This window comes from Mangrovimonas sp. sgz306409 (assembly GCF_059735265.1).
The window spans coordinates 142,007-165,964 of record NZ_JCAPEU010000002.1 but is presented as its reverse complement, the minus strand read 5'-3'; the positions used below and the strand labels follow the sequence as shown (position 1 = coordinate 165,964).

General features: G+C 38.2%; 22 protein-coding genes and 1 tRNA gene. 13 read left to right on the top strand and 10 right to left on the bottom strand.

The genetic code is table 11. From position 1 onward, the window contains the following. Window positions 1-7: 7 nt before the first annotated feature. The 12 genes from AC6I5C_RS04155 (at window position 8) to AC6I5C_RS04100 (ending at window position 13,439) form a co-directional block, all read left to right on the top strand. Window positions 8-1,093 (top strand): acyltransferase family protein, encoded by a 1,086-nt coding sequence (locus tag AC6I5C_RS04155; RefSeq protein ID WP_497904060.1) that lies wholly within the window; start codon window positions 8-10, stop codon window positions 1,091-1,093. A gap of 265 nt (window positions 1,094-1,358) precedes the next feature. Beyond that, on the top strand, window positions 1,359-1,814 hold the full coding sequence (gene rplM, locus AC6I5C_RS04150) for a 50S ribosomal protein L13 (RefSeq protein ID WP_053976244.1): 456 nt from the start codon (window positions 1,359-1,361) through the stop codon (window positions 1,812-1,814). After that, complete coding sequence (gene rpsI, locus AC6I5C_RS04145; protein ID WP_053976245.1) at window positions 1,814-2,200, top strand: 30S ribosomal protein S9; 387 nt, start codon at window positions 1,814-1,816, stop codon at window positions 2,198-2,200. Before rplM ends, rpsI begins: the two co-directional genes overlap by 1 nt. Window positions 2,201-2,343: 143 nt before the next feature. After that, entirely contained in the window at window positions 2,344-3,114 is a 771-nt protein-coding gene (rpsB, locus tag AC6I5C_RS04140) for a 30S ribosomal protein S2 (protein ID WP_053977069.1), read from the top strand. A 91-nt stretch (window positions 3,115-3,205) separates the two neighbouring features. Continuing rightward, on the top strand, window positions 3,206-4,180 hold the full coding sequence (gene tsf / locus AC6I5C_RS04135) for a translation elongation factor Ts (RefSeq protein WP_497904059.1): 975 nt from the start codon (window positions 3,206-3,208) through the stop codon (window positions 4,178-4,180). Between the two features lie 193 nt (window positions 4,181-4,373). Further along, complete coding sequence (gene pyrH / locus AC6I5C_RS04130) at window positions 4,374-5,081, top strand: UMP kinase (RefSeq protein WP_053976247.1); 708 nt, start codon at window positions 4,374-4,376, stop codon at window positions 5,079-5,081. A gap of 50 nt (window positions 5,082-5,131) precedes the next feature. Next, window positions 5,132-5,689, top strand: a complete 558-nt coding sequence (gene frr / locus AC6I5C_RS04125) for a ribosome recycling factor (RefSeq protein ID WP_053976248.1) — start codon at window positions 5,132-5,134, stop codon at window positions 5,687-5,689. Window positions 5,690-5,752: 63 nt separating this feature from the next. After that, window positions 5,753-7,027, top strand: coding sequence for a DUF5686 family C-terminal domain-containing protein (locus tag AC6I5C_RS04120; RefSeq protein ID WP_497904058.1), 1,275 nt, complete (start codon window positions 5,753-5,755; stop codon window positions 7,025-7,027). 73 nt (window positions 7,028-7,100) lie between these two features. Continuing rightward, window positions 7,101-9,494, top strand: coding sequence for an efflux RND transporter permease subunit (locus tag AC6I5C_RS04115; RefSeq protein WP_497904057.1), 2,394 nt, complete (start codon window positions 7,101-7,103; stop codon window positions 9,492-9,494). A 215-nt stretch (window positions 9,495-9,709) separates the two neighbouring features. After that, the gene (asnS, locus tag AC6I5C_RS04110; RefSeq protein WP_053976251.1) at window positions 9,710-11,143 is read left to right on the top strand and encodes an asparagine--tRNA ligase; all 1,434 of its coding nucleotides are present in this window, start codon (window positions 9,710-9,712) and stop codon (window positions 11,141-11,143) included. 93 nt (window positions 11,144-11,236) lie between these two features. Then, entirely contained in the window at window positions 11,237-12,703 is a 1,467-nt protein-coding gene (gene rpoN / locus AC6I5C_RS04105; protein ID WP_497904056.1) for an RNA polymerase factor sigma-54, read from the top strand. Window positions 12,704-12,842: 139 nt separating this feature from the next. Beyond that, window positions 12,843-13,439: a hypothetical protein gene (locus tag AC6I5C_RS04100; RefSeq protein WP_497904055.1), complete on the top strand. Its 597-nt coding sequence runs from the start codon at window positions 12,843-12,845 to the stop codon at window positions 13,437-13,439. Here the strand turns inward: AC6I5C_RS04100 and AC6I5C_RS04095 are convergent. The 8 genes from AC6I5C_RS04095 to AC6I5C_RS04060 all read right to left on the bottom strand — a co-directional run bounded on the left by AC6I5C_RS04095 (window position 13,434) and on the right by AC6I5C_RS04060 (window position 18,633). Next, the gene (locus AC6I5C_RS04095) at window positions 13,434-14,129 is read right to left on the bottom strand and encodes a porin family protein (RefSeq protein ID WP_497904054.1); all 696 of its coding nucleotides are present in this window, start codon (window positions 14,127-14,129) and stop codon (window positions 13,434-13,436) included. The two genes, AC6I5C_RS04100 and AC6I5C_RS04095, sit on opposite strands and share 6 nt — an antisense overlap. Before the next feature lie 108 nt (window positions 14,130-14,237). Then, on the bottom strand, window positions 14,238-14,720 hold the full coding sequence (locus AC6I5C_RS04090) for an ExbD/TolR family protein (RefSeq protein WP_053976255.1): 483 nt from the start codon (window positions 14,718-14,720) through the stop codon (window positions 14,238-14,240). Between the two features lie 21 nt (window positions 14,721-14,741). Continuing rightward, on the bottom strand, window positions 14,742-15,344 hold the full coding sequence (locus tag AC6I5C_RS04085; RefSeq protein WP_053976256.1) for an ExbD/TolR family protein: 603 nt from the start codon (window positions 15,342-15,344) through the stop codon (window positions 14,742-14,744). A 2-nt stretch (window positions 15,345-15,346) separates the two neighbouring features. Then, window positions 15,347-15,796: a hypothetical protein gene (locus tag AC6I5C_RS04080; protein ID WP_053976257.1), complete on the bottom strand. Its 450-nt coding sequence runs from the start codon at window positions 15,794-15,796 to the stop codon at window positions 15,347-15,349. 22 nt (window positions 15,797-15,818) lie between these two features. Beyond that, complete coding sequence (locus AC6I5C_RS04075) at window positions 15,819-16,598, bottom strand: MotA/TolQ/ExbB proton channel family protein (protein WP_053976258.1); 780 nt, start codon at window positions 16,596-16,598, stop codon at window positions 15,819-15,821. Between the two features lie 73 nt (window positions 16,599-16,671). Then, window positions 16,672-16,759 (bottom strand) — tRNA-Ser (locus AC6I5C_RS04070). A gap of 73 nt (window positions 16,760-16,832) precedes the next feature. Then, on the bottom strand, window positions 16,833-17,864 hold the full coding sequence (locus AC6I5C_RS04065; RefSeq protein WP_497904053.1) for an asparaginase: 1,032 nt from the start codon (window positions 17,862-17,864) through the stop codon (window positions 16,833-16,835). A 1-nt stretch (window position 17,865) separates the two neighbouring features. Then, a complete protein-coding gene (locus AC6I5C_RS04060) occupies window positions 17,866-18,633 on the bottom strand; it encodes a TatD family hydrolase (RefSeq protein WP_497904052.1) in 768 nt (255 codons plus the stop codon). A 51-nt stretch (window positions 18,634-18,684) separates the two neighbouring features. Between AC6I5C_RS04060 and AC6I5C_RS04055 the strand changes: the two genes are divergently transcribed. Continuing rightward, window positions 18,685-19,128, top strand: a complete 444-nt coding sequence (locus AC6I5C_RS04055; protein WP_053976261.1) for a retropepsin-like aspartic protease — start codon at window positions 18,685-18,687, stop codon at window positions 19,126-19,128. Window positions 19,129-19,927: 799 nt separating this feature from the next. On the opposite strand, the gene odhB is transcribed toward AC6I5C_RS04055, so the two are convergent. Both odhB and AC6I5C_RS04045 read right to left on the bottom strand, forming a co-directional pair. Continuing rightward, window positions 19,928-21,142, bottom strand: a complete 1,215-nt coding sequence (gene odhB, locus AC6I5C_RS04050) for a 2-oxoglutarate dehydrogenase complex dihydrolipoyllysine-residue succinyltransferase (RefSeq protein WP_497904051.1) — start codon at window positions 21,140-21,142, stop codon at window positions 19,928-19,930. 28 nt (window positions 21,143-21,170) lie between these two features. After that, the gene (locus tag AC6I5C_RS04045; protein ID WP_497904050.1) at window positions 21,171-23,927 is read right to left on the bottom strand and encodes a 2-oxoglutarate dehydrogenase E1 component; all 2,757 of its coding nucleotides are present in this window, start codon (window positions 23,925-23,927) and stop codon (window positions 21,171-21,173) included. Window positions 23,928-23,958: the final 31 nt, after the last annotated feature.

The following is a 23,958-nucleotide window of genomic DNA, read 5'->3' as shown; positions in this document are numbered from 1 at the left end:
TTCTTTGATGAAAAATAGAATTGAAGCCGTTGACCTCTTAAGGGGATTCACCATTGTAGCCATGATTTTGGTCAACACCCCCGGAGATTGGAGTCATGTCTACCAACCACTATTACATGCTGAATGGAATGGACTCACGCCAACAGATTTGATATTTCCATTCTTCCTATTTATTGTGGGCATCTCTATCTATTTTTCGTATAAAAACAAACCCAACACAGTCCCAACCTATCGAAAAATAACCATTAGAAGTTTAAAACTCATTGAATTGGGACTCTTTCTAAACCTATTTGTCCCATATCTCCCATTTATTACGGACCTAAGCACTTTTAGAATTCCGGGAGTTTTACAACGGATTGGAATCGTCTTTTTGATTTCCTCCATCTTATATCTGAATTGCAAACCAAGAACGCTGCTTTTTATCAGCATTACCATTTTATTGTCATATTCAATTTTTTTAGGATTGATTCCTTTTCCAAACGGTACTTTACCAAGCTTGGATCGAGCACCAAATAATTGGGCCAATTATATAGACCTTAAATTTTTTGGGCAGCATATGTGGCAAGAAGATTACGACCCAGAAGGATTGTTGAGCACATTTCCTTCCATCGTGAGTTGTGTTACTGGAATTCTCATCGGGAAACTTTTGGACGGACCAACGCCATTAAGATATTTGATAAGAACAATTGTGATACTTTTGGCAACGGGATATTTATTGAGTATTTGGATTCCAATCAACAAAGCTTTATGGAGCAGCAGCTTTGTACTAGTCACCTGTGGTTGGGGATCACTTATCCTCACCATTATATATTATATTACCGATGTGAGGAAACTATCTTTCGGGTCCATATTTAAACAGGTTGGTATGAACGCAATAGTCATTTACTTCCTATCAAGTTTGATTTCAAAGTCGTTTTACTTAATTCCTATTGGTGAATCAAATAATGTACATTCATGGCTTTACCAAAAGTTCTTTACGTTTTCCACTATTCCGCAGGAACTCTCATCTTTACTTTATGCCCTGTCGGTTGTTGTATGTTATATAATGTTGGCCCATTTACTCTATAAAAGAAAAATTTTCATCAAAGTCTAACAGCCATACTTGTAAAAGCAACTTGTTTAAAAATAACAATCACGCCGTTAAAGATTGTTCAACCTAAAACAACATAAACAATTGCTATCAACATCCAAACACCTACATAAGACATAACATCCTGAAAGTGTTTTGTTAAACTAAAGCACCTATTCAATTTAATTGCCGGATAAAATTTCAGTCCACACTATTTGGTAATCAAATATATAATCGTAAATTTGCAAACTCTTTTTGAGAGAGGAATGTTTAATTTAAATTAATTAGTGTGGACACATTAAGCTACAAAACTATTTCAGCAAACAAAGCTACTGTAAACAAAGAGTGGGTTTTGGTTGATGCTGAAGGTCAGACTTTAGGTCGTTTAGCTTCAAAAGTTGCAAAACTTTTAAGAGGTAAACATAAGCCTAACTTCACACCACACGTTGATTGTGGAGATAACGTAATTGTTATCAATGCAGAGAAAATCAACTTGACAGGAAACAAGTGGAACGACAAAACTTACATTCGTCACACAGGTTACCCAGGTGGTCAAAGAAGTTTAACTGCTACCGAGATGTTTGGAAAAGATCCAGCTAGGTTAGTAGAAAAATCAGTAAAAGGAATGTTGCCTAAAAACAAATTAGGAGCAAACTTATTCCGTAATCTAAATGTTGTTGTTGGTGCAGCTCATACTCATGAGGCTCAAAAACCAAAAACAATTAACTTAAACGAATTCAATTAATGGAAGTAATTCACAAAATCGGCCGTAGAAAGACGGCTGTTGCTCGTGTGTATGTAGCCCAAGGTTCTGGGAACATCACGGTTAACAAAAAAGACATGGCGGTTTATTTTCCTACTGCAACTTTACAGTACAAGGTAAACCAACCTTTGACCATGACTAACAATGATGGCAACTTTGACATTACTGTTAATGTATATGGCGGTGGTATTACCGGTCAAGCAGAAGCAATCCGTTTGGCAATTTCTCGCGCTTTGTGTGAGGTAGATGCAGAAAACAGATTGACTTTAAAGCCAGAAGGTTTATTGACAAGAGACCCAAGAATGGTAGAGCGTAAGAAATTCGGTCAGAAGAAAGCTCGTAAGAAATTCCAGTTCTCTAAACGTTAATCCCACAGTAAAAGAAACAACCCAGTTTTTGTTGTCCATAGCCTGTTAAGGCTAGGATTTAGTTTAGCATCTAAATGGACAAGGCGAACGCAACGCGTGACCACTTGCCCATTGCTAATCAACAGAACGTAAACTATTACAAAATGGAAAAAGTAGAAGTAAAAGAATTATTAGAAGCAGGTGTACATTTTGGTCACTTGACCAGAAAGTGGGATCCAAACATGGCTCCTTACATCTACATGGAGCGTAACGGTATCCATATCATCAATCTTTACAAGACAGCTGCAAAAATCGAAGAAACTGCTGAAGCTCTTCACAAAATTGCTGCTTCTGGAAAGAAAATCTTATTTGTAGCTACAAAAAAGCAAGCAAAAGACATCGTTGCTGACAAAGCAGGCGCTGTAAACATGCCATATATCACTGAAAGATGGCCAGGTGGAATGTTGACCAACTTTGTAACTATCAGAAAAGCTGTTAAGAAAATGGCTTCTATCGATAGAATGAAAAAAGATGGAACTTTCAACACTTTATCTAAAAAAGAGCGTTTACAAGTTGACCGTTTAAGAGCTAAGTTGGAGAAAAACTTAGGTTCTATCAGCGACATGACTCGTTTGCCAGGAGCTTTGTTTGTAGTGGACATCAAACGTGAGCACATTGCAATTAAAGAAGCACAAAAATTAAACATTCCAATCTTTGCAATGGTTGATACCAACTCTGACCCACGTCAAGTTGATTATTTGATTCCTTCAAATGATGATGCTTCAAAGTCTATAGATAAAGTTTTATCTCTTGTTACTTCAGCAATTGCTGACGGTTTATCTGAAAGAAAATCAGACAAAGCTGTAAAAGAAGAAGGTAAAACTTCAGCAAAGAAATCAGCAAAAGCTAAAGTTGCTGGTGACGAAGAAGAATAAGATAACATTTACAAAACACAAATAAGTCGTTTAATTCTTTTCTTTGTTGAAAATTAATTGAACGACTTTTTTTTAAAAAATTCAAATACTTATGGAAGGTACAGTAAAAATTACAGCTGCTGAAGTAAACAAGTTGAGACAGGCTACTGGAGCCGGTATGATGGACTGTAAAAAAGCTTTGGTTGAGGCTGAAGGTGATTTTGACAAAGCCATTGAGGTTTTACGTAAGAAAGGTCAAAAGGTAGCAGAAAAGAGAGCTGACAGAGATTCTTCTGAAGGTGCTGCTGTTGCTAAAGTAAACGACGACAACACTGCTGGTGTTGCTATCGTTTTAGGATGTGAAACTGACTTCGTTGGTAAAAACGAAAACTTTGTGGCCCTTGCCAACCAATTGGCTGACTTGGCCCTTACCGTAGATTCTAAAGACGCTTTATTGGCTGCTACAATCGACGGAATGACTGTTGCTGACAAATTAACTGAGCAAACTGGTGTAATTGGTGAAAAACTAGACATCACTGGATTTGAGAAATTGGAAGCTCCATACGTTGGTTCTTACGTGCACATCAACAAAATTGCTGCTTTAGTTGGATTGTCTGCTAACGTTGACAACGCTGATGTATTGGTTAAGGATGTTGCTATGCAAGTAGCTTCTATGGGAGCAACTACGTTATCTTACAAAGATTTTGATCCTGCTTACATCGCTTCTGAAACTGAAGCTAGAATTGCAGTAATCGAAAAAGATAACGAAGAGTTGGCTCGTTTGGGTAAAACCCTTAAAAACGTACCTAAGTTCATCTCTATGGCTCAATTGACTCCTGAAGCATTGGCTGAAGCTGAAGAAGAAGCTAAAGCGCAATTGAAAGCTGAAGGTAAGCCAGAACAAATTTGGGACAAAATTTTACCAGGTAAAATGGAGCGTTTCATTTCAGACAACACTACTCTAGACCAAGAGAAATGTTTGTTAGATCAAAACTTCATCAAAGATGAAAAAATGAACGTGGCCAAATATGTGGAATCTTACGGCGACGTAGTAATCACAGATTTCAAACGTGTAAGCGTAGGATAGTCCAGTACTGTTCAAAATATTTAAAAAAGCTTCTCCTTACGAGAAGCTTTTTTTATAACCCAAAAACAAAAAAATTACGTAGTTTTGCTAAACTTAAAAAAGTACTGTAAATAAACTGCTCTTAACTTGTTTATCTACTGAACAAAAGACACTTAAAGTTTGCAGCTTCTTTAAAACAAATCGTCTCAAACTAATGAAATACAACAGAATACTTCTAAAATTATCTGGAGAAGCACTAATGGGGAGCCGCCAATACGGAATTGACCCTGTAAGATTGGCCGAATATGCCGAAGACATTAAATCCATAACAGACAAAGGCGTTGAAGTTGCCATTGTTATTGGAGGAGGAAATATTTTTAGAGGTGTGGCTGGTGCCAGCAATGGTATGGATCGTGTACAGGGAGACCACATGGGGATGTTGGCAACCGTTATCAACGGATTGGCATTACAAAGTGCCCTAGAAAATAGTGGTATTCCTACACGTTTGCAAACAGCTATCAAAATAAATGAAGTGGCCGAACCGTTCATTCGTCGCAAAGCCATCCGCCATTTGGAAAAAGGTCGTGTTGTCATTTTTGGTGGAGGAACCGGAAACCCATATTTCACTACAGATTCTGCCGCTGTATTGCGCGCCATTGAAATAGAAGCCGATGTCATCCTTAAAGGAACTCGTGTTGATGGCATTTACAATGCTGACCCAGAAAAAGATGAGACCGCAGTAAAATTCGACCATATTACTTTTGACGATGTTTTACAAAGAGGTTTGAAAGTCATGGACACAACGGCCTTTACCCTTAGCCAAGAAAACCAATTGCCAATTATTGTATTCGATATGAATACCAAAGGCAATTTGCTAAAAGTGATTTCTGGCGAAAACATTGGAACCAAAGTAAACCTATAGCCCCTTACCACGAAGCTTATTTTTTGTAATCACATTAAATTTCAAAAAACATGAACGAAGAGATTCAATTTATATTAGATGCTACCAAAGAAGCCATGGATGGTGCCATTAGGCACTTGGAAAAGCAATTCGTTAACATTAGAGCAGGAAAGGCAAGCCCTGCAATGCTTGGTAGCGTTATGGTAGATTATTATGGTTCTCAAACACCTTTAAACCAGGTTGCCAACGTAAACACCCCAGACGGAAGAACGATTACGGTACAACCTTGGGAAAAGAACATGCTCCAGGAAATTGAGCGTGGCATCATGTTGGCCAACATTGGCTTCAACCCTATGAATAACGGCGACACTATTATAATCAATGTACCGCCTTTAACCGAAGAACGTCGTAAAGAGTTGGTAAAACAAGCCAAAACTGAAGCTGAAGATGCCAAAATTGGGGTAAGAAGCGCGAGAAAAGATGCCAATAATGACATCAAAAAACTTACTGAAGTCTCTGAAGACCTTCAAAAAAATGGTGAAATTGATGTACAAGGAATGACCGATAAGTACGTTAAGAAAATAGATGAGCTTTTAGCTGTAAAAGAAAAAGAGATCATGACGGTATAAAAGAAAGCGACATCAATTGTCGCTTTTTTTAGATTTCCTTTAATAACCATTTCGATATTCTACATGCGTAAGCACTGCATTTTCTTATTTATTGTTCTATGCTCTATCGCTGTACAGTCGCAAACCGCACCAACAGACTCCTTAAATAGCACCAAACAAGATTCCTTAAAAAGGAAGGCTTTTATAACCAATATTGGCAACGGTTATTTCCCTACCAAATATTTCAATTTTGATTTGAGATATTTAGTGAAATTCAACCAATACGAAGGCTTTCGCACAGGCATGGGTGCTGTTACCAATGACGCCTTTTCTAGCAGATACCGTGCCACCGGATATCTGTCTTACGGATTTAGAGACAACCGATGGAAATACAGCATTGGTGGAGGCACAAGGGTAAGACCGCGTTCCAACACTTGGATCAATGTGGCCTACACAGACGATCTTCAGGAAACGGGAAGTTCCACCTTTTTAACCGACAAGCGCTTTTTTCAACTGTTTCAACCACGCTTGCTTAACATTGATCTCTTCCACCGATTAATCAATCGGACTATTTCCTTGGAACACCGTATTTCGCCACGCTTGCTGACAGAAATCCAATTGGCCAGCACCGATGTTTTGCCAACCTATGGCTATTCCTTTGTGGTGGATGACAAGGCCTATCATGATTTCGATTTGACCACTTCAATTGTATCCCTGCAATGGAGTCCCTTTAGTAGATACGAATATGTTGACGATAAATTAAGGGAACTTAAAAAGGGATTTCCACAGTTTACTTTACAATACACCCAGAGTTACAAGAACATTTTTGATGGCAACTTCAATTTCTTAAAATTAGATTTCAGAAGCATCTATCAAATTGTATATCCTAATGCTTCGGAAACAAAATTCACATTGCGTGCTGGTATTGCAAAAGGAAAAACACCGCTGACGCATTTGTACCACACCTACCCTAACAACATCACTAAAGAAACCATTTTACAACGTTTCTCTGTAGCGGGACTAAACAGTTTTGAGACCATGTACTTCAACGAGTTTTTCTCCGATAGATTTACAACCTTTCAAATCAAACATTTCTTTAAGCCCTTTAAAATAACTGAACGTTACCAACCTCAATTGGTATTGATTACGCGCTATGCCCTAGGTGACATGGACCATATTGAACGACACCAAAATGTCACGTTCGCCACTTTGGATAAAGGCTATACCGAATCTGGTCTCGAAATCAACAAACTGTTGTTTGGCTTTGGGCTAAGTTTTGCCTATCGCTATGGCGCTTATCACTTACCGAGGGAAGAAGATAACATTGCCGTAAAGTTCACTTTCAACCTCACCCTTTAACAGAATTAAATACCCTATTTTGCGACCAGTTCCTTAGGTTTTTCCTACCTTTGTCGCCTGTTTTTATCAAGCTATGCTCAAACTATTTACAACAGGCTTTTGGGAAGTCATTGCAAGACTTATTTTACGTAACAAAGTTGCCATTTTAATTGGTATTGTAGCGGTTACGTTGTTTTTCAGTTATCAATGGAAATACATGCGCTTCACTTACACCGAGGCCAATTTATTACCAGACGACCACGAAGTAAACATTACCTACAACAATTTTCTTGACATCTTCGGAGAAGAAGGAAACCTGATTGTAATTGGAGTGAAGGATTCCACCTTGTTTACCGTAGACAAACTCAACGCTTGGAACAAACTCTCCGAAAGTTTTAAGCCGTATGAAGAAGTAGAAACCGTAGTTTCTATAAAAGATCTTCAAAAACTTGTCAAAAACACCGATGAGCAAAAATTTGATTTGGAACCTTTCATCAAGGATTCCATTCATTCCATGTCGCAGATTGACACCCTAGAGCAAGAGCTCTTTGAACAATATCCTTTTTATGACAATTTCCTTTTCAATAAGGAAACCAAAACGGTGAGATCGGCCATTTACATGAAAAAGGACATTGTTAACACGTCCCTTAGAAAAGATTTTATAGAGCAAATTCTGGAACCAAAAATTGCAGAATTTGAAGCTGCCAACAACCTCGATGTAAGAGTCTCTGGGATGCCTTACATCAGAACGTTGAATGCCAAAAGTATCATTGATGAAATTGGATTGTTTATTGGAGCTGCCCTTTTGGTAACGTCCGTAATCTTCTTTTTCTTTTTTAGGTCCTTTAGAGCCACCTTTATTTCCTTAATCGTAGTGTGTATTGGGGTAATGTGGACCTTTGGCCTCTTAGGTTTGTTGAAGTATGAGATCACGGTTTTAACGGCCTTAATTCCACCATTAATTATCGTTATCGGGATTCCTAATTGTATATTCCTCATCAACAAATTTCAGCATGAGGTGAAATTACACGGAAACAAGGTAAAATCACTTCAGCGTGTCATTACCAAAATTGGAAATGCTACCTTGATGACCAACATTACCACGGCTTCTGGTTTTGCCACCTTTATCCTTACAGAAAGTAAGCTTTTAAAGGAATTTGGTATTGTAGCCTCTTTAAGCATTTTGGGCATTTTCGTGCTGTGTTTATTGATCATTCCAATTATCTACACTTTCTTGCCGCACCCAAAAGACCGCCACCTAGAGCACTTAAACAAACGTTGGATAGGCACTTTCGTAGAATGGATGGTACGTATGGTAAAAGAGCACAATATTGCTATTTATTCCATTTCGTTGATTTTGATCATGGCCAGCATTATTGGGATTTACCAAATTAAAATCTCAGGAAGCTTAATTGAAGACATGCCAAAGGACACCGAATTCTTTGACGACATTAGGTTCTTTGAAAGTGAATTTGATGGTATCATGCCTTTGGAAATCATGGTGGACACCAAACGCAAAAAAGGGGTGATGAAGCTGAGCACCCTGAAACGTATGAGCGAGTTGGAGGAAGTCATCAATGAAACGCCAGAACTGTCCAAACCAATTTCTGTAGTGAGTTTGTTGAAATATTCAAAGCAAGCTTATTACAATGGCAACCCAAAATACTATCAATTGCCAACCAGTCAGGAAAATAATTTCATTCTATCCTATGCCAAAAACTCATCTTCGGATGTGGATTTAATGAGAAATTTTGTGGACAGCACAGGTCAGTATGCCCGTATCACTACGTTCATGAAGGATATTGGCACCGACAGAATGGAGCGTATTGAAGAAGATTTACAAACTAGAATTGACAAAGTATTCCCTGAAGAACAATACACCATTACCCTTACAGGTAAAGCCTTGGTATTCCAAAAAGGAACCAAGTACTTGGTTAAAAACTTGATTATTTCATTGTCCTTGGCCATCTTCTTAATATCATTGTTTATGGCCTATATGTTCCGTTCGTTCAAGATGATTATAGTGTCATTAATCCCGAACCTATTGCCGTTGTTGGTAACTGCTGGATTGATGGGATTCTTGGGAGTTCCAATCAAACCATCAACCATCTTGGTATTTAGTATTGCCTTTGGAATTTCGGTAGATGATACCATCCACTTTTTGGCAAAATACAGACAGGAATTGCAAGCCAACCATTGGAAAATCAGAAAATCGGTATTTGGAGCATTGCGTGAAACTGGAGTGAGTATGTTCTATACCTCTATTGTATTGTTCTTTGGATTCTCGGTGTTTACCATTTCAAGTTTTGGAGGAACGGTAGCATTGGGAGCATTGGTATCCACCACTTTGTTGTTCGCCATGTTATCCAATTTATTGCTGCTCCCATCTTTATTGCTATCCTTGGAAAGAAGTATTGCCAACAAGGAAGTTTTAAGAGAACCTTCTATCAACATTATTCCAGAGGAAGACGAGGAAGATCAGCTTTAAGGGAATTGTTATCCATTGGAATTTGCCTTTTCAGGAAGACAGGTTCTACTTGACAAACCTTGAAGTATTTAAATAGCAATTATCGATAAAAATGCCGTTTGGCTTTTTTATCTTTGCAGTTCAAAATTTAAAACCAATAACCTATTTGCAATTGAAGCCGACTTGTTTACAACTGCTTCCATGCAAATAAGCTTTAAAATAATATTGATTTAGAAATGAAATCACATACAATTGCCGACTTATTATCGCAGGATATCACATTTCATGACATAGAAATAAAAGGTTGGGTACGTACCTTTAGAGCCAACAGGTTTATCGCCTTAAACGATGGTTCTACCATTCACAACATTCAATGTGTCGTGGATTTTGAAAACATCGATCCTTCTACCCTAAAACGCATTACCACTGGGGCTGCAGTTCACATTGTAGGGGAATTGGTAGAAAGCCAAGGAAAAGGACAACGTGTGGAAATCCAGGTAAAGACCATTGAAATCTTAGGAGATTCCGATCCAGAAACCTATCCTATTCAACCTAAAAAGCATTCCTTCGAATTCTTACGTGAGAATGCACACTTACGCACCAGAACCAATACGTTCAGTGCTGTGATGCGTTTGCGTTCATCATTGTCGTTTGCCATTCACAAGTACTTTAACGAGAATGGCTTTTACTATATGCATGCGCCTATTATTACAGGTAGTGACGCTGAAGGAGCCGGAGAAATGTTTAGAGTAACCAATTTGGACTCTAAAAAACCTCCTTTAAATGAAACTGGAGAAGTAGATTACAGCAAAGATTTCTTTGGAAAGGAAACCAACCTGACAGTATCGGGTCAATTAGAGGCCGAAACCTACGCTATGTCCTTAGGGAAAGTGTACACTTTTGGACCTACCTTTAGAGCAGAAAACTCCAATACTTCAAGACACTTGGCAGAATTCTGGATGATTGAACCAGAAGTAGCCTTTATGGACTTGGCAGGCAACATGGACCTTGCTGAAGATTTCATGAAATATGTTATCAACTACGTGTTGGAAAACAACATAGACGACCTTCAATTCTTGGAGCAACGTTTGTTAGACGAGGAGAAAACCAAGCCTCAAGCCGAGCGTAGCGAAATGAGCCTTATTGAAAAATTGAAGTTTGTTGTAGACAACAATTTCAAGCGTGTAAGTTATACCGAGGCCATCGATATTCTTAGAAATTCGAAACCAAATAAAAAGAAGAAATTCAACTATATCATTGATGAATGGGGTGCAGACCTTCAAAGTGAGCATGAGCGTTTCCTTGTTGAAAAGCACTTCAAGTGCCCTGTTATCTTGTTCGATTATCCAGCCAACATCAAGGCCTTCTACATGCGCTTGAACGACGACGGCAAAACTGTTCGTGCTATGGATATTTTATTCCCTGGAATTGGAGAAATTGTTGGTGGCGCACAACGTGAAGAGCGTCTGGATGTATTAAAACAAAAAATGGCTGCCATTGGCATTCCAGAAGAAGAGCTTTGGTGGTATTTAGATTTACGCAAGTACGGAACTGCGGTTCACTCTGGCTTTGGACTTGGCTTTGAGCGTTTAGTAATGTTCGCCACAGGAATGACCAATATTAGAGACGTCATCCCTTATCCAAGGACGCCTCAAAACGCCGAGTTTTAATAAAAAATTAGCATAAATATTCCCAAAACAACCTATGTTTACATTTTAATATAGGTTGTTTTTTTTACCTTTATCCGAAAGCAAATTTACCTTATGCTCAAGCAGTATTTACAGTTTAAATTATCGCAAAAACTATCGCCGCAACAAATTCAATTGATGAAATTGATCCAATTGCCTACACAGGCATTTGAGCAGCGTTTGAAGCAAGAACTGGAAGAAAATCCTGCCTTGGAAAGCGGAAAGGAAAAACACGAAGATTACGAGGATACCTTTGAGGAATTTGACAATTCTGGCGATGAGATCAATGATAATGAAACCATCAATGCGGAAGACATTAATGTAGACGACTACCTGAGCGATGATGAGATCCCTGACTACCGTACACAAAGCAACAACTACAGTAGTGACGACGAAGAAAAAAGTGTGCCCTATGCGGCTGGGACATCGTTTACACAACATTTGACCAACCAGCTCAATACCTTCAGGCTATCGGATGAAGAAATGGACATTGCCGAATTCTTGGTTGGAAGCATTGACGAAAGTGGTTATATACGACGTTCTTTAAACGATATTGTAGATGACCTAGCCTTTACTCAAAATATCTTTACAGAGGTAGAAACCGTAGAAAAAGTGCTTCATACGGTCCATTTATTGGATCCTGCAGGTGTTGGCGCCAGAAATTTACAGGAATGTTTGAGCATTCAACTTCATCACAAAGAAAAAACTCCAGACGTAGAATTGGCCATTGATATTATAGATAATGCTTTTGAGCAATTCACCAAAAAGCACTACAAAAAGCTGCTTCAAAAATTCGATGTTACCGAGATACAGCTTAGGGATGCTATAGAGGAAATAGAACACCTCAATCCAAAACCGGGAGGCTCTTACTCTGGGGGCAACAAAATGGTGGAACATGTGGTGCCAGATTTTGCTATTAGAATTGTGGATGGCGAATTGGAATTGACTCTTAATGGAAGAAACGCCCCTGAATTACATGTTTCCAGAGAATACAGCAACATGATGAAGGGCTATAAAGAAAGTAAGGACAAGTCCAAACAACAAAAGGATGCCGTGCTATTCATTAAGCAGAAACTGGATGCTGCCAAATGGTTTATCGAAGCCATAAAACAACGTCAGCAAACCCTTTTTGTAACCATGAGTGCCATTATGGATTATCAGGAAGAATACTTCCTTACAGGGGATGAGCGTAAGTTGAAACCGATGATTCTTAAAGACATTGCCGATAATATTGGTATGGATGTCTCAACCGTTTCACGTGTAGCCAATAGTAAATATGTCGATACCCCTTACGGAACCAAACTCATCAAAGAATTCTTTTCAGAATCCATGACCAATGACCAAGGAGAGGAAGTTTCAACCAAGGAAATAAAAAAAATCCTAGAAACGGTTATAGAGGAAGAAGACAAACGCAAACCACTTACTGACGAAAAATTGGCATCTATTCTAAAGGAAAAAGGCTATCCTATCGCCCGAAGAACCGTCGCGAAGTACAGAGAACAATTGGATTTTCCTGTGGCAAGGTTACGAAAAAAAATCTAGTTCTAAAGGTTTACATTCCCTCTTTCCTAAAATCAAACTAATTGGATTAATTTCAATTGCCAAGAGTTCATATAAATCAATAAGGAATGCTATCTTGTAACCATAATTGAAATTCCAAACCCAAAGACTGCTTCCTTGCATGCTAAGAGCCATTTCATTTATATTTCACCCAGTTCTAATGCCTCTTTTAGGGGTACTTTTTTACTTTTCCAGAACGCCAAGGTACATCCCTGAACCAATTGTAAAAGCAAAGTTGTTTTCCGTTACCATACTAACCATTGTGCTTCCTATTCTATTATTTTATCTATTAAAAACACTTAAGAAAATAGATTCGTTTCATTTAGAAACTACCAAGGAAAGGGTGCTTCCGTTGGTATTGCAGTGTGCTATTGTCATTTTAATTTTCACTAGGGTATTACCCCAAAACGAAATCCCAGAGCTTTACTTTTTCTTTATCGGCATTCTATGCTCAACCCTAACTTGCCTGATTTTGGCCCTTATGGACATCAAAGCTAGTATCCATATGATTGCTGCAGCCGGGTTCTTTATGTTTGCCGTTGCCATTGGCATCCATTTTCAGATAAATATTAATGGAAGTATTGCCTTTATGTGCATCGTTTTAGGTGCTATAGCTTCATCCAGGCTTCATATGAAAGCCCACACACCTATTGAATTGGTAATTGGATTTTTTATAGGCTTTTTACCGCAGTTGATAATGCTCAATTATTGGCTATAGAAAATAGAACATTAATCCTATTTTCAATGTAGTCATGTCTAAGGCCTCATTGTCCACCCGAACATCCCCAAAAATAGAATTTAAGCCATAATAAAGATGAAGGTTGAAATCGTCATAGCCCGCACTTAAAGTAACTCCATACTGGAAAGCATTAAAATCATCATTGTTTTTGTATTTAAACGTCCCTAGGCTTCCTTCGTATCTAGAAGTGTCGTAAAACACGTACCCCAGCTTAAATCCAGCATAAATACGCCAAAAACTATAAGATTGGGGTGTTGATGTACGCCAACGAATTTCAAAAGGGACTTCGATGACATAAGTAGAAAATTTATTTTTTGAATATGGATTTTCGCTATCATCAATAATGCTATAATTAAAACCACGATTTGGTTCATTAATTATAGCCATATTTTGACGGTAATTATTAAATGCAAATCCAAGTCCCAAACCAAAAGCTACGTTACGTCTTTTATTGATAGGCATATCGCGAACAAAGCCCAAATGTAATCCATAAGAAAAGCCTGTTTGTGACAAACCAGAAGGCTCCTTGACCAACCAATTATAGGTTACCCCAGCATAAAACTGATCTTCCCTGTACTTGGTATCAACCACAACAGAATCGGGAAGGACTTGAGAAAATCCCAAACCAGAAAAGCAAACTATAAAAAAAGCAGTTAGTAAGTGTTTCATTGTAACAAATATAGAAGAATAAACTTTTGGGGCTTAAGATGAGGATATAAAAAAACATCCTGATGCTAGCACCAGGATGTTCTCCATATTTTTAACAAATAAAATTATTTAATCTTTATTTTGGGAAATATCACCATTTCTGGTTGTGTAGTTAATCTTCAAGGCATTCACCTTTCTAAGTTCTGTCTTGATATCACCAACAATTCCCATGTTTACGTCCTTATCAACTTTCAATGCAGTAGTTAAATAAGGCACTAACTCTTCACGCTTAGAAGCGCGTTCAGCTTCAATAAAAGCTTGGATATCGCTTACATCCGCAAACTTATCGTTTAACTGGATGCGGGCTTCTTTACCAAACGTGCTTTGAAATCTATCAGATGGTTTACCTGCATAGATATACATAATCAAGTCTTTTTTGTCAAGTTTCTCAACTTGGTCTGCAAATGGCAGATCATTTTTCACTTTTAATGTAGTATCACGCATTACGGTAGCAACCATAAAGAAGAACAAAAGCATAAATACAATATCGGGTAGAGATGCTGTTGAGATCGCCGGTAAATCGCCTGATTTTTTCTTTTTAAATTTAGACATAAAATTGTGTTTTCTAAATTACTATTGAACTTCAGATAATTTTTGAGGATACTCAAGTTTTATCTTCTCGATCTTTTCCTTTAACTTCTCACTTTTAAATTCCGGTGAACGGGAGTCATCGTAAGCAAGTTCCATTTCGTGGAATGGTCTTCCAAACAATTCCTGAGCACGACGATTTCTCAATTCGTTATAGGCAGCCACCAATTCGTTTTGTACAGAAATATACATTGCGTATGATGTTTCTCTCTCATTTTTAAGGGAGATAATTGCCTTATCAGGGTTATCAGAAGATTTAGGATCTTTCTTTCCTTTACAGTAGCCACAAGCATCTTCGCCTGCTCCACCACCATTATCTAAAAATTCAACAGCTGCCTTTCTTAAATCCTTCAACTCCATCAATTCGTCCTCTACCAACAATTGATCATTTTTATTGATTAACACCGTAAAAATGTTTTTTTGCTTAATTACTGGTGGCTCAACTTGACTATCATCTATTGGCGGTAACTTTCTACTCAAACCTGTATCGGTTTCAATAGTTGTTGTTACCAAGAAGAAAATAAGAAGTAAGAACGCAATATCAGCCATCGATCCTGCATTTACTTCGGGTGCTGCTCTTTTTGCCATAATTACTTAATCATTTTTTTAACACCTGCCAACAACATAGATGCTGCTGCAGCGATAATTAGAATGTAGAACGCAATTAATCCAGCGCCCGCCATGTGCGACTCAGTTTCTGTAGCCACTTGGTTGTTGTATTTATATACTGTAGTGTCTCCTCCAGAAACGGCGTAAGCTACAATCAGTATAGCAGCAAAAAGTCCAACTCCTATCAAAGTTCCTTTAAGGGAAGCAGTGTGTGTTACTAAGTTTTTCAATACGAAGAACACTACAAACGCTAAGATAATCCCTAAAACAACGTAAGCAATATATGCGATAGGGTCAACAATTGCTGTATCTCCTTCCAAAGCAGCTGCCTTAATAGCATCATCTCCTTCACCTATAATACGGCCCAGAAAAATAACACCTAAAACACTTAAGATAGCTACTAGTATTCTTAAAATTTTGTGTAAACCCATAGTTAATAAAAATTATTGCGGATTATTTTTTGTATCTGATCAACATATCCATTAAAGTAATAGATGCATCTTCCATATCGTTAACGATGCTATCAATTTTAGCAATAATGTAGTTGTAGAAAATTTGAAGGATGATAGCCACGATAAGTCCAAATACCGTTGTTAAAAGTGCTACTTTAATACCTCCCGCTACCAATGATGGTTGCATATCACCAGCTGCTTCAATTTTATCGAATGCTTGAATCATCCCGATTACAGTTCCCATGAACCCTAACATCGGTGCCAAAGCGATAAATAATGAAATCCAAGAAACGTTCTTTTCTAATTGTCCCATTTGAACACCACCGTAAGCTACAACAGCTTTTTCAGCAGCATCGATACCTTCATCATGTCTATCCAAACCTTGGTAGAAGATAGAGGCAACAGGCCCTTTAGTGTTTCTACAAACTTCCTTAGCAGCTTCAATACCTCCAGATTGTAAAGCATCCTCTACATTCTTGGTTAATTTCTTAGTATTAGTAGTAGATAAGTTCAAAAAGATAATTCTTTCGATTGCAATAGCCAATCCTAAGATCAAACAAAGCAATACAATCCCCATAAATCCAGGACCACCTTCAATAAAACGCTTCTTAAGCTCTTGGTGGAATCCAAGAGTCTCTTCAGCAGGAGCAGCAGATTCGTCCTCTTGTGTTACAGTGGCAACAGTTGCAGTAGCTGCGCTAGTAGTAGTGTATGCATTAGCATTAACAGTTCCGAAAGCCATGGTTCCTGCTATGGCTAGGATAGAAAATAGTCTTTTCATTGTTCTTAATCTTAATTTTATTAGTTAAAGTGTTAAAGATATAAAAAATTTGTAATTAAAAATAAAATAAGAGCAGAGAGGAAGGGATTCGAACCCTCGATACGCTTTTGGCGTATACACACTTTCCAGGCGTGCGCCTTCGACCACTCGGCCACCTCTCTGTTTATTGCTTTTTAATAAAGTTTAGCAAATAACCAAAAAACTTTTGAAAGCTGAAAATTTTACGAGTTAATTTTAAGACAATTCTCCACGCAGTGCGGTTTCAAATATGGTTTTGAATGTCTTCACGGCAACTTTTTCACCTAGCAAATACATTAATTTGACAATAGCTGCCTCGGTAGTAATATCCTTACCTGAAATCACTCCAATATTCTGAAGATGAGAACTTGTTTCGTACTGCCCCATAGCGACACTTCCTCCAGAACATTGCGTCACATTCACCACATGAACACCGTTTTTCACCAATTGTTTTATAAAATCCACAAACCATGGCGCTGTTGTTGCATTTCCTGCTCCATAAGTTTCCAAAATCACCCCCTTGATATTGGGGTTATGACTCATACACTCCAAAGTAGCCTTCGAAATTCCCGGGAACAACTTAATCAATGCCACATTTGTGTCGAAAGATTTGTGCACAACCAGTTTCTTTCTAGCGTTTGGTTTAAACAAATAATCGTGATTGATTTTAAGGTGCACTCCAGATTCCGCCAAATGTGGATAATTCAAAGATTCAAATGCCTCAAAATGTTCTGCATTTATTTTTGTGGTGCGGTTACCTCTATATAACTTGTATTCAAAATACAACCCTACTTCCCTTATGACAGGACGGTCTCTATGTTGCAAGGAAGCCATTTGAATAGAAGTGATCAAATTCTCCTTGGCGTCGGTTCTTAAATCCCCAATTGGCAATTGTGAACCAGTTAAAATAACAGGCTTCGCCAAATTTTCCAACATAAAGCTCAAGGCCGAAGCAGTATAACTCATGGTATCACTACCATGTAGCACCACAAATCCGTCAAACTCGTGATAATGGTCTTCAATAATCTCTGCCAACTGCACCCAATATTCGGGACTCATATTGGAAGAGTCGATGGGTTCTTTAAAAGAGACCGTATTAATGTCACAATCCAACAGTTTTAATTCGGGAATCTGTTTCAGTAGATTATTGAAGTCGAAAGCTTTTAATGCACCGGTATTGGGATCCTTGATCATCCCTATGGTTCCTCCTGTATAAATCAAAAGAATATTTGGGTGGCCTTGTTCCATATTATATACTAAAAATGTCTTTTGAATTTTGCGTGGTGATGTTTGCTATTTCTTCCTGAGAAACACCATAAAGTTCCGATAGTTTTTCTACCACTTCAATTATATAGGCACTTTCATTACGTTTACCCCGGAAAGGTTTCGGAGCCAAATATGGTGAATCTGTTTCCAAAACAATATGTTTCAAATCTATTTCGGAAATAAATTTATCCAATCCTCCATTCTTAAAAGTGACTACACCACCAATTCCCAATTTCATATTAAAACCAATAGCCCTTTGTGCTTGCTCCAAATTTCCGGTAAAGCAATGGAATATCCCAAAAAGACCTTCTCCCCTTTCCGTTTCCAACACTTCAAAAATCTCATCAAAAGCATCCCTGCAATGAATAACAATTGGCAGTTGGTACTTTTTGGCCAAATGAATTTGATGACGAAACGCTTCCTTTTGAATTTCAAGCGTGGAGGTATCCCAGTACAAATCGATCCCAATTTCCCCAATAGCGCAAAAGGAACGTTTAGCTAGAAGCTCTTCCACATGGGCCAACTCCTCTTTGTAATTCTCCTTGACCGAAGTTGGATGCAATCCTGCCATTAAATGAACATAATCAGGAAACTTAGCTTCAAGATCCAACATGGCCTCTGTATACGAAGAATCAATGGCGGGAATAAAGAATCTCGATACACCAGTTTCTAGTGCTCTAGTCATCATTTCTGCCCTGTCTTCATCAAAAGCCTCACTATATAAATGGGTATGGGTATCTGTAATTATCATGCTGCAAAAATATATGTTTTACATCATTATCTTTGCACCAAAGAGATACTAATGGAAAGATTACAGGATTTTTTACTGGAAAAGGGATACACCAAAATTAAATTACACTTAACGCATACCAACCATTTTGAAATAAAAGCCACTATTAATGGTGTTAAAGGATTGTTTATTTTGGATACCGGCGCTTCCAGTACCTGTGTAGGCTTTGACACAGTTGAACGCTTCAATTTAAAAGTAAAGGATTCTGAAATCAAAGCGGCTGGAGCAGGTGCAGTAGACATGCTCACGCAGATTTCCAAAAAGAATAAAATGAAAATAGGCAAATGGAAAAAAGATAAAGTGCCAATCATTCTATTCAACCTCACCCATGTCAACACCGCCTTGACCAGTCACAATTCAAAACCAGTAGACGGTATCATTGGTGCGGATATTCTAAAAAAAGGAAAAGCAATTATTGATTACGAAAAAAAGTACCTCTATCTCAAATTGCCTTAAAACCCACTGAAACAACACTTTATAAAGCACCCAAATTGAGGTATTGGCATTTAGGTTTCGCAATTAAATACCCTTGCATTTTGTATCGCCTCCAACAACGCTTTCCTTAAAAATACGTAGTACTACGTATTGTTTAACACATGAATATTAAAGACTTTTACGGAGCTATTAATCAATTTATTTAGGAAGTCGTAAAACCTTGATTGAGTTCAAGGTTTTATTCCTAATAATTTCCTTTTAGGAATAAACACCTGTAAAAATGAAATCAAAATTCACCTTTGTTAACCTTGCGTTAATCATTGCCCTAATTTTGAGCTCTGTCTTGATTATTTCTATGAACATCTTTGTATGTTTTCATTGAACTTAACCTAAGGTTCATCAATCAAAAAATAATCAAATCAACCAAAAACCAAACCAACCCAGAAAAGCGCAAATGTAAATTTTGCGCTTTTTTAGTTTAAAAAATACGTAGAACTACGTATTGTTTGGCATCTAGATAATGGCGAAATTTACATTGCTATTAATTAGTTCTTAGGGAGAATTATAAAAGCTCTGGGTTTATTGTTGACTCGGAGCTTTTATTTCAAAAGCCTAACGTCTAATGATTTAAACATTGTCCCAATGAAAAATTCTTATGAACACCAACATAAAATTGTGGTCATTAGCTTAGTTAGCTGTGCCATTTTAATAATAATAGTAAATATTCTTGTTAATTTTTTTTAGTTATTAGTTAGTTATTTATCAAGAAAAAAAGGCGCCATTGAAAATGGCGCCTTTTTAAATATTATCAGGAATGTTTTTAAAGCTCTAAAGCCTTTTTAACATCATTGTTCATTAACAATTCTGTTGGGTTTTCAAGGGCCTCCTTAATAGCTACTAAGAACCCTACAGACTCCCTTCCGTCAATAATTCTGTGATCATAAGACAATGCCAAATACATCATTGGATGGATTTCAACCTTACCATCTACAGCAATAGGACGCTCAATAATATTGTGCATTCCTAAAATTCCACTCTGTGGAGGGTTAATAATAGGAGTTGACAACATACTACCAAATACACCTCCATTAGAAATTGTAAAGGTACCACCTGTCATTTCATCTACGGTAATTTGTCCGTCACGAGCACGTAAAGCCAAACGCTTTACTTCCGCTTCCACACCTCTAAAGGTTAGGTTTTCCGCATTCCGAATTACAGGAACCATCAATCCTTTTGGTCCAGATACAGCGATACTGATATCACAGAAGTCGTAAGTGATCATTTCCTTACCATCAATCATCGAATTTACTGCAGGAAACTCTTTTAAAGCTCTTACGGTTGCCAAAGTAAAGAAACTCATGAAACCTAAACCAACACCGTGCTTAGCTTTGAACTCCTCTTTATATTGGTTACGCAATTCAAAAATTGGCGTCATGTTCACCTCGTTAAAAGTGGTCAACATCGCGGTTTCGTTTTTAGCAGACACTAAACGCTCTGCTACCTTACGACGCAACATAGACAATTTAGAACGAGTCTCCCCTCTACTTCCTCCTGTTGGTGTTCCCATAGAAGGTTTAGCATTCACAGCATCTTCTTTAGTTACGCGACCATCTTTTCCCGTACCGGCAACTTCAGAGGCTTCCATTCCTTTTTCTGCCAAGATTTTCTTAGCCGCTGGACTTGCAGAACCCGTTGCATAGGTTTTGGTTTCAGGAGCTGCAACTGGTTTTGGAGCCTCTTGCTTCGGCGCTTCTTCCTTTACAGCTTCTTTTGCTGGTGAGTCACCTTCCGGCTTTGCCGCACTGGTATCTATTAAACAAACCACTTCACCTACAGCAACAGCATCACCTTCTTCCGCCTTTAGCGTTATAATTCCACTGGCTTCAGCAGGAAGTTCCAAGGTTGCTTTATCACTATCAACCTCAGCGATGGCTTGGTCTTTTTCAACATAATCTCCATCTGCAACTAACCATTCTGCAATTTCTACTTCCGTGATGGATTCCCCTGGTGAAGGGACTTTCATTTCTAAAATCATTGTGTTATAATTTTATCGTTGGATTTTATTATCTCTGGTTATTTTTTGTTTTATCAAATACGAAGTTAATGACTTCTTGGTGACGTTTTTTGGAACGAACGCTACTTCCCGCTGCCGGTGCCCCATAAGGTCTACGTGTTGCAGCCCTGAAAGTTCTAGCTTCATCAAGATGCATTAGCATGTGGCTGTAAGCTCCCATATTTCTAGGCTCTTCCTGCGCCCAAACAACGTCCTCTACACCTTCATATTTAGCCAATACTTCTCTAATTTCCTTATCTGGCAATGGGAACAACTGCTCTATTCTCACTAGTGCAACGTCATTTCTATTTAAGTTCTCACGCTCTTCCAATAGGTCGTAGTAGAACTTACCTGTTACAAACACCAATGTTTTTACGTTTTCAACTGCTACATCGGCATCGTCAATCAACATTTGGAAACTTCCATTAGCAAACTCTTCTACCGATGAAACACATTTTGGATGACGCAATAAACTCTTTGGAGTAAACACGATTAAAGGCTTTCTGTAATTAGCCTTCATTTGCTTTCTTAACAAGTGGAACATGTTGGCTGGTGTTGTACAGTCGGCCACAAACATGTTGTCCTTAGCACATAACTGAAGATAACGCTCCATACGTGCTGAAGAGTGCTCTGCTCCTTGACCTTCATATCCGTGAGGCAATAACATTACCAAACCGTTTTGTAATTTCCACTTATCTTCTGCTGCAGAAATGTATTGATCGATCATAATTTGGGCTCCGTTACTGAAATCCCCAAATTGTGCTTCCCAAATAGTTAAGGTTTTTGGGCTCGCCATAGCATAACCATAATCAAATCCCACTACACCATACTCAGAAAGCAATGAGTTGAACACAAAGAAACGACCTTGCTTATCACTTATCGTATTCAACAATACGATTTCTTCTTCACTGTCTTCCACTTTCACAACTGCATGACGGTGAGAGAAAGTTCCACGCTCCACATCCTGTCCTGAAATACGCACATCGTACCCTTCCTCCAACAAAGTTCCGTAAGCCAAGTGTTCAGCCATAGCCCAATCTAACTTGTCTTCTTCAAACATTGTTTTACGAGACTCCACTAGACGCTCAATCTTGCGAATGAACTTTTTATCTTTTGGCAAAGAAGAAATGACATTGGTTATTTTTTCAAGACCTTCTCTAGAATAGGTAGTATCCACCTTCTTCATCATTTCGTCTTCCTTAACCGAAACATAGTCTTCCCATTCATTTTGCATGAACGGGGTGATTACCGTTTTATCTTCTTTTCTTGAGTCTTCAAGTTTCTCTTCCAAAGATGCTTTATACTGCTCCTCTAATTCGGTTACATAATCTTGAGTAATAATCCCCTCACCAATTAATTTTTCAGCATAAATATCTCTTGGATTTTTATGTTTTGCAATGGCTTTATATAGTAAAGGCTGCGTAAACTTAGGTTCATCACCTTCGTTGTGTCCATATTTTCTATACCCCAACAAATCGATAAACACATCGCGCTTAAACTGCATTCTAAAATCCAATGCAAACAACATTGCGTGCACCACAGCTTCGGCATCATCGGCGTTAACATGCAACACTGGAGATAAAGTTACTTTACCAACATCTGTACAGTAAGTACTGGAACGCGCATCCAAGTAATTTGTGGTGAAACCAATTTGGTTGTTCACTACAATATGAATGGTTCCGCTAGTACCGTAACCATCCAACTGCGCCATTTGCACTACTTCATACACCAAACCTTGACCTGCAATAGCAGCATCTCCATGCACCACGATTGGCAATACCAATGATGGTTCATCAGCATACTTATCGTCTTGTTTTGCACGGGTAATTCCTTCAACAACGGCTCCAACAGTTTCCAAGTGCGAAGGGTTAGGCGCTATATTTAAATTGATTTTCTTTCCTGTATCCGTTACACGGTCACTAGTCCAACCTAAGTGGTACTTAACGTCCCCATCAAAAATTTCTTCTTCATAATCCTTCCCATCAAACTCACTGAAGATATCCTTTGCAGATTTCCCAAAAATATTGGTCAAGGTACTCAAACGTCCACGGTGGGCCATCCCCATCACAAATTCTTTAACACCATACTCAGCGGCACGTTCGATAACGGCATCCAAAGCTGGGATTAAAGATTCTCCTCCTTCCAATGAAAAACGTTTTTGCCCTACATATTTAGTATGCAAAAAGTTCTCAAAAGAAACGGCCTCATTCAATTTTTTAAGAATGTGCTTCTTCTGTTCTACAGAAAATTTCGGGTGATTGTCATTAATGTTCAATCGCTCCTGAATCCATTGCTTACGCTCTGGATTTCTTATATACATATACTCAACACCAATAGCATCGCAATAAATGGCTTCTAAGTGCCTTATGATTTCGTGTAATGGTTGTGCCCCAATTCCAAGAATCTCTCCTGCATTGAAAACGGTATTCAAATCGGTTTTGGATAGGCCAAAGTTCTCAATTGCCAAGGTAGGCTCATACTGACGGCGCTCGCGTACAGGATTGGTCTTGGTGAACAAGTGCCCACGAGAGCGGTAGCCATCAATAAGACTTACTACCTGAAACTCTTTTTGTAAATGTTCTGGAATTTGGGCCGAAACCCCTTCAACGATTTCACCCTCCATTCCGTAGCTTTCACTACCAAAATCATAACCTTGAAAAAAGGCTCTCCAACTTGGCTCAACTGAATCTGGGTTTTGTAAATATTGATCGTATAAGTCAGCAAAGTATGCTGTATGTGCTGCGTTTAAAAAGGAATATTTATCCATTATGTGTACTAACTGCTTTTTCGCTTTTGCA